Source organism: Helicobacter sp. MIT 11-5569, assembly GCF_000765695.2.
GTDB lineage: Bacteria > Campylobacterota > Campylobacteria > Campylobacterales > Helicobacteraceae > Helicobacter_D.
The window spans coordinates 404,391-418,589 of sequence record NZ_JRPB02000001.1; the positions used below are offsets into that span (position 1 = coordinate 404,391).

Sequence of the window (14,199 nt, forward strand, 5' to 3'; positions counted from 1 at the left end):
GTTTTGCCTTTTGTTTGTTTTTTTCATTTTAGCAATTTTTTGTTTTATATATCCTTTTGTGTTATAATTTTCTCTTTTTGTGGCAAAGATTTGAGCCTTAGGAGAAAGTTTGCTAAAAGCGTGGTTTTTTCTCATTCTTGCGATTGTGAGTGAAGTTTTTGGTGTTTCTATTATGAATTACTCCAAAGAAGGAAATGAAATTTTTGTCTATGGATTTATGTTCCTAATGATAGGAATCGCGTATTATTTTATGTCCCTATCTATCCGCAAGATTAGCGTAGGAATCGCTTATGCAATTTGGGAGATTGTAGGTTTAAGCTTAATCACTCTAATTGCATTATTTATTTTTGATACTTCCTTAAAAACACAAGAATATATTGGATTAGCCCTTGCTGTTATTGGAATCACACTTGTAAATTTAGGAGAAGACCATAATGTTTAACATTTATCTTCTCTATGTCATTTTGGCTGCCATTTTAGATATTATCGCAAATCTAACACTGAATAAATCTGATGGTTTTAGAAACTTAAAATGGGGAATTTTATCAGTTTTGCTTGTTTGGCTTGCTTTTTATTTACTTGCTTTAAGCCTAGAAGGAATGAAACTAGCAGTAGCTTATACACTTTGGGGAAGTATTGGAATCTTAGGCACAACAATAGGAGGCTGGGTTTTTTTCAAGCAAAAACTAAAACCTATTGGTTGGATTGGAATCTTTATTATTATTCTTGCAGTGATTACCCTAAAAACAGCGTAATCACAAACTTAATTTGATTTATTTTCCCAAACAAAAATCACTAAACATCACATCTAACATTTGCGAATACTCATAAGGCTTTGTAATAGAAGCAATCGCACTTAATGCATCGTTTAGATGAAAACTAAAAAGTTCTAGCTCACCATTTTCTAGTGGCTCAAGAGAGCTTTTTAGCGCGTTAATACATGCTTGCACCGCTTGAAACTGATATTCTGAAACCAACAAAAGAGATTCTAGTTTTTCATTTGCATTTAAAAGCGTTTCAAGTTTAGCTTTGAACTGCTCAAGCAAAGAATCTTCATGATATAAATCCCCTTTTAAGCTCAACAATAAAGGCTCAAACTCTTCTAGCATTGCAGTATCAAGTCGCATTTCCAAATCCACTTTATTAATAAGCACAAGAATTTTCTTTTGCAATTTATATGTTTTTAACAAAGTAATAATCTGTAAATCTTCATCATCTAAAGGACGAGAACCATCAAAAAGTGCAAGAAGCAAATCACTCTCTTTTGCACTTTCTAAACTGCGTTTAATGCCTTCATTTTCTATGACATCTGCACTTTCTCTAATCCCAGCGGTATCAATTAAGCGCAACAAATGCCCACCTAGCATAAAATTTTCTTCAATACTATCACGTGTCGTCCCTGCAACATCACTCACAATAGCGCGATTATTACGCAAAAGGGCATTTAGCAAAGAACTTTTGCCGACATTTGGTTTTCCCACAATACAAAGTTTATAGCCCTCAAATACCATTCTTTTGTTTTTAGAATACTCTAAAAGCGCATTGAGATTCTTTAAAATGGCTTGTAACTTTTGCTCTAAATCCCCTAATAAGCTTTCAGGCAACTCCTCATCAGCATAATCAATAAACACCTCACTATGCGCCAATAAACCAATGATGGTAGAGCGCAAATCTTCGCAAAAATCGTGCATTTCTCCTTTTAAATGGCGCATTAACATTTGATGCGCATTTGCATTTTGAGATTCTATCAGTTTTGCTATGGCTTGCGCTTGTGATAAATCAATACGACCGCCTAAAAATGCGCGCTTTGTAAATTCTCCGGGATTTGCTAAACGTGCCCCAAACTTTAAACATTCTTGTAAAATATTTTGCGCTATGAAATTTCCACCATGGCATTGAAATTCCACCACATCTTCAGTAGTATAACTATTGGGAGCTTTAAAATACAGCACAATACATTCGTCTAAAAGCGCACCATTTTCAAAATAAATTTTAGTAAGTCTTGCAAAACGCGGTTTAATAGAGTTTTCAATATAATTAAAATCAAGTTTGGCAAGTTTTGAAGCAATAAAAAGGGAGTTTTTACCACTTAAACGCAGCACATTTAAAGAGGAGCGACCATAAGTTGTCGCTGGAGCTATAATTGTATCGTTATCTAACATTATCAAGAATGATAAAAAGCATTAATCACAATATAACGTTCCCCTTCGCTATTTAGACGAAAAGAAACATATTTATCAGGAAATTGCTCACGCAGTTGCTTTAAAGCAATGTGTGCCAATACGCCATCTAATGGCTTTGTCTGCGCCCTTCCTGTGGCTTTAACACTCTCAATAGTTGGCAATAAGTAATTTGCAATCATTTCTTCTTGATTACGCAAAAACTCTGCAATTTCAAGGCGAATCATCAAACCATAAACATGATTAACCCAGTTAAAGATTAAATAAGAAATTGCCTTATAGCGATACCCTTCTTTACCAATCAATAATGCAGAATCTTCACCATCAATTTTTACAAAAAGCGTATTTTCATCATAAGGCTCAACAATCACATCATCAAGCTTATAAGGAAGCATTTTTAATAGCTCATTAAGCTCTTTTTGCACGACTTTTGCAATCTCTTGAAGCTCTTCATTAGAAAAAGTGGGCTTCTTGCATTTTTTATCATATGATTCTTTTGTATCTTCAAAATCACTAAAAGGATTTTTACTAGATTCTTTAGTAAAATCTTTCAAAACACTTTGAGATTCCACATTAACATTCTTATTAACATTTTTAGGCTGAGCACAAATTATTGCTTGCTTTTTACCAAATCCTAAAAGCCCTTTGGAAGGGTTTTGAATAATCTCGTATTCTAAATCCACCACAGAGCAATCAAATGTTTTTGCAGCGATAATTAGTGCTTCTTCTAAGGTTTGAGCTTCTATTTTTTTCATGGTTAAACTTTATGTTGTTTATGTTCAGCAATTTCTCTAGCTTTTTTGCGCTCTAGAGATTTATTGATTAAAAGCTGCTGCAAAATAGAGAATACATTATTAACAAACCAATACAAGACAAGCCCTGATGGGAATGTTACAAAGAAAATTGTAAAAATTAAAGGTAAAAATTTAAAAATTTTCTCTTGTATAGGGTCATTAAATGTTGTTGGTGTTAAATGTTGTTGAAGATACATTGTCCCACCCATTAAAATTGGCAATACAAAATAAGGGTCCATCACTGATAAATCTGTAATCCACAACAACCAATCCGCACCTTTTAACTCAATTGCATTAAATAACACGCGATAGATTGCAAAAAATACCGGTATCTGTAATAATAGCGGTAAGCATCCACCCATAGGATTTGCGCCATGTTTTTTATAAAGCTCCATCATATGCACTTGTAATTTTTGTGGCTCACCCTTGTATTTTTGCTGCAATTCTTTCATCTTTGGTGCAATTTCTTTGAGCTTTTGCATTGAAACCATTCCTTTGTAAGTCAAAGGATATAAAACGATTCTAACAATAAGCGTGAGTAAAATAATCGCCCAACCCCAGTTTCCGCAAAAATCATATAATTTCTCTAAGAGTAAAAATAATGGCTTTGCAAAAAATGTGATTACGCCATATTCTACAACATCTGTTAAAGTCGGATTAATAGATTCTAACAAACGATAATTTTTAGGACCAATATAACCCTCTAATACTAGCTCTCCATTCCCACTAATAAAAGGCATTGGATTTTCATTTGCGTTACTTAAAATTGTTGCATTTAAACCTTTTTCATTGAATAAGAGTGTTGTATAATAACGATCCACAGATGCTAAAATTTTTGCATTAGAAAAATTTACTTGCCCTTGTGCATCGCCATCTTCGACCGTTGTAATCGTATTATCAGATTCCTTAACAATCACTCCTTTAAAAACATACGCGTCATTTTCTACGCTTGGACGCATACCCGGAGAAACAAAATAAATAGAGTTTTGTGGAATCTTAATCGTAGCGGTATAATAACCATTGGAATAGAAAGTTAAAATCTTTTGCACTGTGATTCCATCTAACTCTTGCACCAGTGTTAGACTTTGTGGAGCATCGGTTAATTCTAAATGGCTTACACTTGCTCTATAAGGAGTGTTTAAAGCTTGATTATTTAATACAGAATCAGAAAAACGCACTTCCAAAATCTTAGGATTACTTTGGTTTGCTACATCAGCGGCAAACAAAGAAAGTGGTGCGGAATCCTTACGATATTTTTCCTCTTTTAGCTCCACAATTGTAATTCTGCCTAACTTATCAATTTTGTAAGTAAAACTCTTTGATTCAATAGTTGCAATTATTGCAGAATCTTTTATGGCATTACTAGTCTCCACAGAAGTGCTTGCATCTTGCACATTTGAAGAAATTTGCGGTGCATTAGCATTAACTTTGGATTCTATTTTTGTTGCATTATTTTCAGTGAATTCAGGTTGATAAAAATAGCTGTATGGCACAAAAAATGCAAGTGCTAAAACTACTGCAATCATAATTCTAGTTTGTGAGCTTAATTGGTCAATTTTGTTAAACACGAGAAACCTTTGAATAGTTTTTAATAACTTGAAATGCTTGTAATTGAATATTTAGCAACATTCTATTTATAGGGATATTTTGAAAAATATAACTCTGTTCTTTGTAAGGAATTAACCAATATTTGACTAAACAGGGTTTAAACACATTAACTTGCAAAGATATAGAAATGTTAGGATAGGCAACACCGCCTTCAAAAAATTGATTACATGATAAGATTCTACCTAAAGTTTTAAAAGTTGCAATAAATGGGTTTTGAAATAAATATACTTGCTTAGCATATTCTGAACAGCTGGGGTAATAGCGACAATTCATCCCTAAAAACGGGGAAGCGAAACGCTGATAACCTTCGATAGCAAAAAGACAAACATTTCTAAACATATTTTAGACCAAACCAAGTCGCATTAATGCGTATTTATAATTATCTTGCAAGGTTTTATATGCAACCTCATCTAATCCATCTTTTGCCAACAAAATCATATCTCCGCCCCTTAAATTTAACATAGATTCTCTATAAATAGAACGTAATCTTCTTTTGATACGATTACGACATACTGCATTGCCTATCTTTTTCGATACAGAAAACCCAACTCTTTTTCGTTGCGCATCTTCTCTAAAAAACAAGACAAAATGAGAATTATGCCATCGTTTTTGGCTCTTATAAACACGGTCAAAATCCTGCTTTGTGTTTAGCGTAACCAAATGCAACCCTATAAAACTTAGATTGCAAGCCTTTTTCTGCCTTTTGCACGTCTTGCATTAATAATTTTACGTCCATTTTTAGTCTGCATTCTTACTCTAAAACCATGCGTGCGCTTACGTGGAGTATTATGTGGTTGATATGTCCTTTTCATTGTTAAAAACCTTACTAAAAAATAAACGCTGATTTTAGCGCAATTTTACTTAAAACTAGATTTATTTATCACTCTCTTCCAATCCACAAGTTAGCGCAACAGCGATAGCAACAACCAAATCACTTTCATCTTTGCTTTCTTGTGGCATTAATTGCTCTAGCTTTCTCTCCAAATAAGAAGTGTCAAAATTTCCTCTCCTAAAATCCCTATCATTACAAATATTAATCAAAAATGGAATCGTAGTTTTCACTCCGCGGATTTTAAACTCATTTAATGCACGCTTTAATTTATTAACCGCTAAATCATAACTTGTCGCATGCACAATAAGTTTTGCAACCATAGAATCATAAAAAGGTGGAATCGTAAAATCTTTATAAATATAACTATCTACACGCACAAAAGGACCAAGTGCTGGATAATACGCTGTGATTGTCCCAGGATTTGGCACAAAATCATTATGCACATCTTCTGCATTAATCCTAGCTTCAATCGCAAATCCTTGAATATGCACATCACTTTGCACAATATCTAAAATTTCTCCACTTGCGATTCTAATTTGTCTCCCAATCAAGTCAAACCCAGTAACTTCTTCAGTTACACCGTGTTCTACTTGAATCCTTGTGTTCATCTCCATAAAGTAAAAATTATTATAATCATCAACTAAAAATTCAACAGTTCCAGCATTTGTATAATTTGCAGCTTTTGCAGCACCCACTGCGACACTTCCCATTCTGCGGCGCATATCTGTGCTCATTGTCGGACAAGGAGCAATCTCAATTAGCTTTTGATGTCGCCTTTGGATAGAACAATCACGCTCAAATAAATGGATAACATGCCCATAATTATCCGCTAAAATCTGAAACTCAATATGACGAGGATTTTGAATATATTTCTCCATAAAAACATCTTCATTTTTAAAGAATGTTAATGCTTCTCTTTTGCACGCTTCAAAAGAACTTTCCAAATCTTTCTCTTCCCAAACAACACGGATTCCACGTCCTCCCCCTCCACTGCTTGCTTTTAAAATCACAGGGTAGCCAATTTTACGTGCAATTTTTTGAATCTCATACATACTAAGGGCATTTAATGGTTCAGTGCCCGGAACAACTGGAATCCCATTTGCAATCATCAAACTCCTAGCTGCATTTTTATCCCCCATTTTTGCAATCACTTCACTACTAGGACCAATCCAAACAAGCCCAGCTTCTTGCACTTTTTTAGCAAAAAGAGCATTTTCGCTTAAAAATCCATATCCGGGATGAATTGCTTCTGCTTCCATTTCCTTAGCTGCTTGAATGATTAAATCAGAATCTAAATATCCCTTAATAGGATCATCACCAATCGCATAAGTATATGTTGCCATTTTTACATGCATACTATCTCTATCTGCGCGCGAATAAATTGCTACAGATTCTATGTTCAAATCATTACAAGCCCTAATAATACGCACGGCAATTTCACCGCGGTTTGCAATCAAAATTCTTTTAAACATTATCGCTCCAAACAAAGATAATCTACACATTCTATAAATTTTATTTTTAAGAATTGTTAAAGTTTTATAAAATTTGGTAAAAAGCTTGCAAATGTGCTACAATTTGCGCATTTTTACACATTTAGGTAGTTTTATGGAATTATTTCATGCAATCATTTTAGGAATCGTAGAGGGCTTAACAGAATTTTTACCTATCTCTTCCACAGGACATTTAATTTTAACTTCAAAATTATTAGGGATTCCACAAGATATTTTTCACAAAACATTTGAAGTTGTGATTCAACTAGGATCTATTCTAGCAGTGATTTTTGTCTTTTATGAAAAACTTTTTAAAAATAGTCTATATTTATGGATAAAATTAGCATTAGGATTCTTACCTGCTGGAATCTTAGGATTCTTATTTTACCCCTATATTAAAGAACTTTTTTCACCAATTATTGTGTCAATTGCGCTCATTCTAGGAGGAATTGTCTTTATTATTTTGGAGATTTTTTATAAGGAGAAAGAACACCATACCACAGAAATCAATACAATCTCTTACAAGCAAGCTTTATTGATTGGATTTTTTCAAGCATTGGCTATGATTCCGGGAATTTCACGAAGCGGAGCAACGATTGTTGGTGGATTGCTTTTAGGTTGTAATCGCAAAGTTGCCACAGAATTTTCTTTTCTTTTAGCACTCCCTACGATGATTATAGCAAGCGCATATAGTCTTTATAGAAATCATGAAGTTTTAAATGCCGATAATACACTTATTTTGGGAGTTGGGTTTGTCGCTGCATTCTTTAGTGCATTACTTGCAATTAAGCTTTTTTTGAGCTTTGTATCACGTTTTAATTTTATTCCTTTTGGAATCTATCGCATTGTTCTTGGTGTTGCATTTTTGTATTATCTAGATATTATTTAAGCATAGCTTTGACTTGTGCCTTAATTGTAGCACTTTTATCTTGCAGTTCTATTGTGGAATCTAAAGATAAATCTGAAAGTTTTTTAATTTTTTTACCTTCGCTTAAAACACATGCATAACCTTCTTTTTGGTGGTTTTCTGGATTCTTTGCTTCTAGCTGCATTTTTAAAGATTTTATTTTCATAGAAAGCCTTGCTAATTTTTGCTCTACTTTTAAATGCAATTTCTCACTTGGCATCTGGAATCTTAACCCACAAAGAATAAGTTTATGCTCCATTTTTTGTATCAAAAATTCACCTTGTTGCTGACATTGCATTTGCAGTTGGGTGATTTTATTAAAAAAAGGATTCTGATTTAGTTTTTCTCTTAATCTTTGCATTTGTGTAAATTTTACCTGCAAAATACGCATTAAATTTTTATCCAAATCCCCTTGCATAGAATCTAAACGCATCAACCATTCATTTTTATCCGGAAGTAATATTTCTATCGCAGCAGAAGGTGTTGGAGCGCGCAAGTCTGCTACAAAATCGCTTAAGACAACATCAGGTTCATGCCCAATTGCAGAAATAACAGGAGTCTTTGTAGTATAAATTGCTTCAATGACTAAAGGTTCATTAAACACCCATAAATCTTCAAAACTCCCACCACCACGCGCCAAAATGATACAATCTACTCCTAAATTATCTGCGATTCTAAGATTTTCTACAATATTTTCTTTAGCACCATCACCTTGCACAAGCGTATTTAACAGCACAAACTCTACAAGATTCCATCGTTTTTTTGCAATACTTAACATATCCTGCAACACTGCACCCGTGCTTGAAGTGATTAGTGCAACTTTTTTGGGAAATTTTGGCAAAGGCTTTTTATTTGCAAAATAACCCTTCTTTTCATACTCACTTTTTAACTGTTCATACGCTAAAAGCAATGCTCCAAAGCCACTAGGAAAGGCATTGGTGCAGTTTAGCTGATACTCTCCACGTGGAATATACACACTAATAACACCTTCAAGTGTTAGCTCCATTCCTTCTTCAATCTTAAACTTTAACTTTGAAGCATTACTACGAAACATTACGCATTTTAAAGAAGAATCTTTATCTTTTAAAGTGAAATATAAGTGTCCGCTAGAGTGGTGCGTGAAGTTGCTTACTTCCCCACTCACACTTACTTGGATAAAAGTAGCTTCTATTAAGCTTTTAAGTTGTGTATTTAATTCTGTAACGCTTAAAGTAGGCATTATTCTACAAGCATAATTGCTAAATTCGCGCTAATTTGCTGCCCTTCTTTTGCGTAAATCTCCTTAATCTCTCCCCCAACTGTTGCCAAAACTTGATTTTCCATTTTCATAGCTTCCACGATAGCAAGCACATCGCCTTCTTTGATTTTATCCCCTACTTGAACTTTCAGTTTTGTAAGATTACCGGGCATTGGTGAAATAATATGTCCGGGAAGATTTGCTTGTGGCAAAGAATCAGATTTTTTGCTAGGAGTTTTGGAATCCTCTTTATCGTTAGATTCTATCAAAACTTCTTTTAAATCTCCATTGACACGCACAAAGAATGGTCGCACATTCTCATCTTTTGCACCGCTTCCTTCTATTTTGATATTATAAGTTTCGCCATGCAAATTAATTGTAAATTCTTTTGACATTGGCGCATTTACTCCCTCAAAAGTCGTTAGTGCCTCTGGGCTTAAACGATTCTCATTGCGCTCACATAAAAACTTCTTAGCGATTCCACCAAACATTGCATACGAAATTATATCTGTCTCACTTTTGGCAAAGTCTTTGGATTCCTCACGAGCTTTTTGCAATTCTGGCTCTAGTTTATCTGCCGGACGCTCTGAAATAATTCCCTCTCCCTCCGCATGAATGCGCTCTATTAATTCTTTAGCAATAGGGGCTGGAGTTTTGCCATAATATCCTTTAATAATATTTTTAGATTCTGTCGTTAATGTCTTATAACGCGTTTGTGCTAGGACATTAAGCACAGCTTGTGTGCCAACGATTTGACTAGATGGCGTAACAAGCGGAGGATAGCCAAAATCCTTGCGCACATTTGGAATCTCTTTTAACACTTCGTCCATTTTATCAAGCGCATTTTGCTCTTTAAGCTGGTTTGCCATATTAGAAATCATACCACCAGGGATTTGATTAACCAACACACGCGTATCAATTTGATTATATTCGGATTCAAATTTTTTATATTTTCGGCGATTGCGCTTCAAAATCTCAGCAGCTTTTTCCATAATTTCTAAATCTAATTTTGTATCCCACTGCGTGCCTTGCAAAGTCGCAACGATAGATTGTGTGCAGGGGTGACTTGTGCCCTCAGCTAATGCAGAGTTTGCAACATCTACAATATCCACACCTGCTTCAATAGCCCTCAAATGCGAACCAAAAGCAAATCCTGCCGTAGAATGTGTGTGCAATGCCAAAGGCAAACCGATTTCCCCTTTTAACGCCTTAACAAGCTCAAAGGTTGCATTTGGAGTAATTAATCCCGCCATATCTTTAATTGCCAAAGAATCGCAACCGCGCTTTGCTAGCTCCTTGCCATATTCTACAAAACTTTTAATCGTATGCACAGGCGAAGTCGTATAACAAATTGCCCCTTGTGCGTGCTTGCCTTGTTTTTTAACTTCTTGTATAGAAACCTCTAAATTGCGAATATCATTAAGCGCATCAAAAATTCTAAAAATATCTACACCATTTTGTGCAGAAAGTCTAACAAATTCTCGCACAACATCATCTGCATAATGACGATAGCCGATTAGATTTTGCCCACGTAAAAGCATTTGTATTGGAGTTTTTTTGAAAATTTCTTTGAAAATTGCAAGACGCTCAAAAGGGTCTTCTTTTAAATAACGCAAGCAAGTATCATAAGTCGCTCCACCCCACACTTCTACACTATGGAATCCAACTTGCTCAAAGAGCTGAGCAGCCTCAACTAAATCCTCTGTGCGCATTCTTGTTGCCAATAAAGATTGATGCCCATCTCTTAAACTATTTTCAGTAATTTTAATCATTAAAAACTCCAAAATTTTATGTTTTGATGTAGCATTATAACAATAATTTTAGCTAAGTAAATACACTCTAAAAATTTTGCGATTTTTTTAAAAAAATTTGCTTCCTTTAGTATCACGCAGGTGTTTTTTGCAATTTTTCCTTTGCATATAAAATCATTATTTTTTCATTCTCTTTCGTATCACTTAAATATACGCTGCCTTTTTTATTTTCCTTAGACGCATTTTTATTGACAGAAATCTCTTTAATATCAAAAAAACTACAAAATACCAAGCCGTCATCTTTTAAAAATTCCATATTAATCTCCTTATTGTGGCAATACTGAGATTAAAGCAATTTTCGTTCCTAAATTTTAAGAGTTATAAGAATATGTAGTAAATAAAGTGCCTTTTTCGTGAATATTACACATTAAAAAATCGTGTAAAACTTCTAAATCTTTGCCATTAGACAAAAACATTTCTTTTTGATGCTCAAGTAAAAATTTTGCCGCTTTTAATTTTGTTACAATTCCACCTGTGGCAAATGCGTTATTTGGGGTAGCTTCAGCATGCAATTCTTCTTCAAAAATCTGTGTTACAACTTTGCGCATTTTAGCATTAGGATTCTCTTTTGGATTTGCATCAAAATAAGCATCAATATCACTTAAAATAGCAAGTAAATAAGCATCGAAAAAATGTGTAACATGCGCAGAGAGTTGGTCATTATCCCCAAAACCCAAATATTTTAATTCCCCTGTTGCAATCACATCATTTTCATTAATAATAGGCAATACTTTATTTTCAAGCAAAACTTCCATTGCATTACGTGCATTTTGTGTATGTTTTCTGGAATCAAAATCATAAGCAGTTAATAAAACTTGCGCTGTCGTGATTTTATGTTTTTCAAACACATTTGCATAAATTTGCATAAGTAATGGTTGCCCAATTGCCGCTAAGGCTTGTTTATTGCTAAGATTTGTTTTATCAAGTTTTAGCTCTGTATATCCTGCAGCTACCGCACCAGAGCTTACTAAAATCACTTCATAAGCACTTCTAAGTTTTGCAATAAGTTGAGCCAATGCTTCAATGCGAGCAAGGTTAATCCTTTGATTTTCTACCAAAATTGCACTACCAACTTTAATGACGATTCTTTTATTTTTGTCTTTTGTATTCATTGTTAAATTCTTTTAAATGCTGCATTTAATAAATGCTTTAATGATTCCACATTAACATTACTCGCGCTTGAAACTCCCAATACAAAAAGTGGTTTTATAACATCGTATTTTGTATCAAAATTCTCTTCTTGTGTGTAACATTGTGGAATCTCTACATTTTTTTTAAGCCCAAAATTCTTATCTTTTATGAAAGATTCTATAAGATTTGCTGCATCTTCTGTTGCATCACTCTTTGAAAACATAATCCCAAAAGGACGATTTTCTAGTTTTTTACTAAACTTACTCACCTCTAAACGCAATATGTCAAATTGCTCATCTAAAGTCCTATAATTTACTAAATCTAGCACAAAAAGTAAAAATCTCGTGCGTTCAATATGGCGCAAAAACTCTATTCCAAGTCCTTTCCCTTCACTTGCTCCACCGATAATTCCGGGAATATCTGCTATAACAAAAGATTGATAATCCCCTACATTTACAATTCCGAGACTAGGAATTAACGTTGTAAATTCATAGTTTGCAATTTCAGGTTTTGCATTTGATAGCACAGAAACAAGTGTAGATTTTCCTACATTTGGAAAACCCACAAGCCCGACATCAGCGATAAGTTTAAGCTCCAAGCGAATCGTTTTTTCAACTCCGGGCAAACCTTTTTGCGCATAAATAGGACGTTGATTTGTAGCATTTTTGAAATGCACATTACCTAATCCACCTTTGCCACCTTCTAAAAATAATATTTTTTGTGTTTCATCTAGTAAATCTAAAAGCAAATCTCCACTTTGACTATCAAAAACTTGAGTCCCCGGAGGCACAACAATGATTAAATCTTCACCTTTTTTACCAGATTTGTTACGCCCTTCACCCGGACGTCCATTTTGCGCTTTGAAATGTTTGTGTCCTCGAAAATGTGAAAGCGTATCTGTATTTCTATCGACTTGAAAATACACATTGCCACCTTTGCCACCATCACCACCATCTGGACCTCCATTAATGACAAATTTCTCACGGCGAAAAGAAACTGCGCCTTCTCCACCTTTGCCAGAAGATACAAAGATTTCAACACAATCAACAAACATTAAATAGCCTTAGAGTATTTGGCTCAAGATTCCGTAGTTTGGAATCTTGAAATGCAGTGCTTAAGAAGCAGGAAGAATAGAGACTTTTTTGCGATTTCTATCTTTTCTTTCAAAAGATACGATTCCATCAATCAATGCAAAAATTGTGTGATCTTTACCGATTCCCACATTGTTTCCCGGATGAACTTTTGTTCCTCTTTGGCGAATAATAATATTACCCGCACGCACAAATTGACCGCCAAATTTCTTAACACCTAAGCGGCGTCCCGCGGAATCACGGTTATTTTGAGTGCTACCCTGACCTTTCTTGTGTGCCATTTTAACTCCTTAAATGTCGCAATCTTAAGCCGCAATTTTTACTACGTGCACACGCGTAAAATCTCGTCTAAAACCTCTTTTTGTTTTACTATCTTTTCTACGGCGTTTCTTAAAAGTAATGACTTTTTTGCCTCTGCCTTCATTGATGACCTCTAGCTCAACTTTTGCACCCTTCACATAAGGTGCACCTAGCTTAATATCATCGCCATTGCAGATTGCTAAAACTTCATTGACTTCAACTTTTGACTTTGGCTCAAGGTTTAAGCAATCTAGCAAAATAATATCGCCCTCACTTACCTTGTATTGTTTGCCTCCATTCGCAATGATTGCATACATAATACAATTCCTTAAAATTTGAAGTTATTTTTTATTAAAACTTAATAAAAGGCTAAATTTTATCTTAATTTTTATTAATAAAACTTTAATTCACAATTGCAATACATTCAATCTCTACAAGCGCATTTTTGGGCAAGACTTTTACGCCAACTGTGCTTCTTGCTGGTTTATGCTCCCCAAAAAATTCTGCATAAATAGTATTCACAATCCCAAAATCTTCCATATTGCTTAAAAAAATTGTTGTTTTTACAACTTTATCTAAACCGCTATTTCCTGCTTTTAACACCTCTTTTAAATTCTGTAACACTTGTCTTGTTTGCACACTAATATCGCCGATTAATTCCCCTTGTGGCGTTAAACCAATTTGCCCAGAGGTATAAAGCATTCCATTGACTTTAATTGCTTGAGAATAAGGACCAATAGCCTGAGGTGCATTTTGTGTTGCAATAATTTCTAACATATAGATTCCTTTACTTTTTTGTGTAATTTATTATAAAATTA

General features: G+C 34.3%; 18 protein-coding genes. 3 read left to right on the forward strand and 15 right to left on the reverse strand.

The features are described 5' to 3' along the window. Positions 1 to 109 precede the first annotated feature (109 nt). Both LS70_RS01995 and LS70_RS02000 read left to right on the forward strand, forming a co-directional pair. Positions 110 to 442 (forward strand): DMT family transporter, encoded by a 333-nt coding sequence (locus LS70_RS01995; RefSeq protein ID WP_034288481.1) that lies wholly within the window; start codon positions 110 to 112, stop codon positions 440 to 442. A 1-nt stretch (position 443) separates the two neighbouring features. Next, entirely contained in the window at positions 444 to 755 is a 312-nt protein-coding gene (locus LS70_RS02000) for a DMT family transporter (protein ID WP_236096418.1), read from the forward strand. An 18-nt stretch (positions 756 to 773) separates the two neighbouring features. On the opposite strand, the gene mnmE is transcribed toward LS70_RS02000, so the two are convergent. The 7 genes from mnmE to LS70_RS02035 form a co-directional block, all read right to left on the reverse strand. After that, positions 774 to 2,162, reverse strand: a complete 1,389-nt coding sequence (gene mnmE / locus LS70_RS02005) for a tRNA uridine-5-carboxymethylaminomethyl(34) synthesis GTPase MnmE (RefSeq protein ID WP_034289271.1) — start codon at positions 2,160 to 2,162, stop codon at positions 774 to 776. Positions 2,163 to 2,164: 2 nt separating this feature from the next. Next, positions 2,165 to 2,935, reverse strand: a complete 771-nt coding sequence (locus LS70_RS02010; RefSeq protein WP_034288475.1) for a Jag N-terminal domain-containing protein — start codon at positions 2,933 to 2,935, stop codon at positions 2,165 to 2,167. A gap of 2 nt (positions 2,936 to 2,937) precedes the next feature. Next, positions 2,938 to 4,542: a membrane protein insertase YidC gene (gene yidC, locus LS70_RS02015; protein WP_034288472.1), complete on the reverse strand. Its 1,605-nt coding sequence runs from the start codon at positions 4,540 to 4,542 to the stop codon at positions 2,938 to 2,940. Further along, positions 4,535 to 4,921 (reverse strand): membrane protein insertion efficiency factor YidD, encoded by a 387-nt coding sequence (gene yidD / locus LS70_RS02020; protein ID WP_052083352.1) that lies wholly within the window; start codon positions 4,919 to 4,921, stop codon positions 4,535 to 4,537. The genes yidC and yidD overlap by 8 nt, the downstream gene beginning before the upstream one ends. Positions 4,922 to 4,924: 3 nt before the next feature. Beyond that, on the reverse strand, positions 4,925 to 5,242 hold the full coding sequence (rnpA, locus tag LS70_RS02025; protein ID WP_034288468.1) for a ribonuclease P protein component: 318 nt from the start codon (positions 5,240 to 5,242) through the stop codon (positions 4,925 to 4,927). Between the two features lie 17 nt (positions 5,243 to 5,259). Next, on the reverse strand, positions 5,260 to 5,394 hold the full coding sequence (rpmH, locus tag LS70_RS02030; protein WP_006801736.1) for a 50S ribosomal protein L34: 135 nt from the start codon (positions 5,392 to 5,394) through the stop codon (positions 5,260 to 5,262). 61 nt (positions 5,395 to 5,455) lie between these two features. After that, the gene (locus tag LS70_RS02035) at positions 5,456 to 6,886 is read right to left on the reverse strand and encodes an acetyl-CoA carboxylase subunit A (protein ID WP_034288464.1); all 1,431 of its coding nucleotides are present in this window, start codon (positions 6,884 to 6,886) and stop codon (positions 5,456 to 5,458) included. Between the two features lie 133 nt (positions 6,887 to 7,019). On the opposite strand from LS70_RS02035, the gene LS70_RS02040 reads away from it, so the two are divergent. Next, positions 7,020 to 7,793 carry an undecaprenyl-diphosphate phosphatase gene (locus LS70_RS02040; RefSeq protein ID WP_034289265.1) on the forward strand — a complete coding sequence of 258 codons (774 nt, stop codon included), beginning with the start codon at positions 7,020 to 7,022 and terminating at the stop codon, positions 7,791 to 7,793. Here the strand turns inward: LS70_RS02040 and xseA are convergent. From xseA to LS70_RS02080, 8 genes are all read right to left on the reverse strand, one after another. Further along, on the reverse strand, positions 7,786 to 9,030 hold the full coding sequence (gene xseA / locus LS70_RS02045) for an exodeoxyribonuclease VII large subunit (RefSeq protein WP_034288461.1): 1,245 nt from the start codon (positions 9,028 to 9,030) through the stop codon (positions 7,786 to 7,788). The two genes, LS70_RS02040 and xseA, sit on opposite strands and share 8 nt — an antisense overlap. Beyond that, the gene (oadA, locus tag LS70_RS02050) at positions 9,030 to 10,820 is read right to left on the reverse strand and encodes a sodium-extruding oxaloacetate decarboxylase subunit alpha (protein WP_138109300.1); all 1,791 of its coding nucleotides are present in this window, start codon (positions 10,818 to 10,820) and stop codon (positions 9,030 to 9,032) included. Before oadA ends, xseA begins: the two co-directional genes overlap by 1 nt. A gap of 112 nt (positions 10,821 to 10,932) precedes the next feature. Further along, positions 10,933 to 11,115, reverse strand: a complete 183-nt coding sequence (locus LS70_RS02055) for a hypothetical protein (protein WP_034288458.1) — start codon at positions 11,113 to 11,115, stop codon at positions 10,933 to 10,935. 55 nt (positions 11,116 to 11,170) lie between these two features. Beyond that, on the reverse strand, positions 11,171 to 11,971 hold the full coding sequence (gene proB / locus LS70_RS02060; RefSeq protein WP_034288455.1) for a glutamate 5-kinase: 801 nt from the start codon (positions 11,969 to 11,971) through the stop codon (positions 11,171 to 11,173). A gap of 2 nt (positions 11,972 to 11,973) precedes the next feature. Then, the gene (obgE, locus tag LS70_RS02065; RefSeq protein ID WP_034288452.1) at positions 11,974 to 13,044 is read right to left on the reverse strand and encodes a GTPase ObgE; all 1,071 of its coding nucleotides are present in this window, start codon (positions 13,042 to 13,044) and stop codon (positions 11,974 to 11,976) included. Positions 13,045 to 13,104: 60 nt separating this feature from the next. Further along, a complete protein-coding gene (gene rpmA / locus LS70_RS02070) occupies positions 13,105 to 13,362 on the reverse strand; it encodes a 50S ribosomal protein L27 (protein WP_034288449.1) in 258 nt (85 codons plus the stop codon). Positions 13,363 to 13,386: 24 nt separating this feature from the next. Beyond that, positions 13,387 to 13,701, reverse strand: coding sequence for a 50S ribosomal protein L21 (gene rplU / locus LS70_RS02075; protein WP_201273950.1), 315 nt, complete (start codon positions 13,699 to 13,701; stop codon positions 13,387 to 13,389). A gap of 82 nt (positions 13,702 to 13,783) precedes the next feature. Further along, positions 13,784 to 14,158, reverse strand: a complete 375-nt coding sequence (locus tag LS70_RS02080; RefSeq protein WP_034288443.1) for a RidA family protein — start codon at positions 14,156 to 14,158, stop codon at positions 13,784 to 13,786. Positions 14,159 to 14,199: the final 41 nt, after the last annotated feature.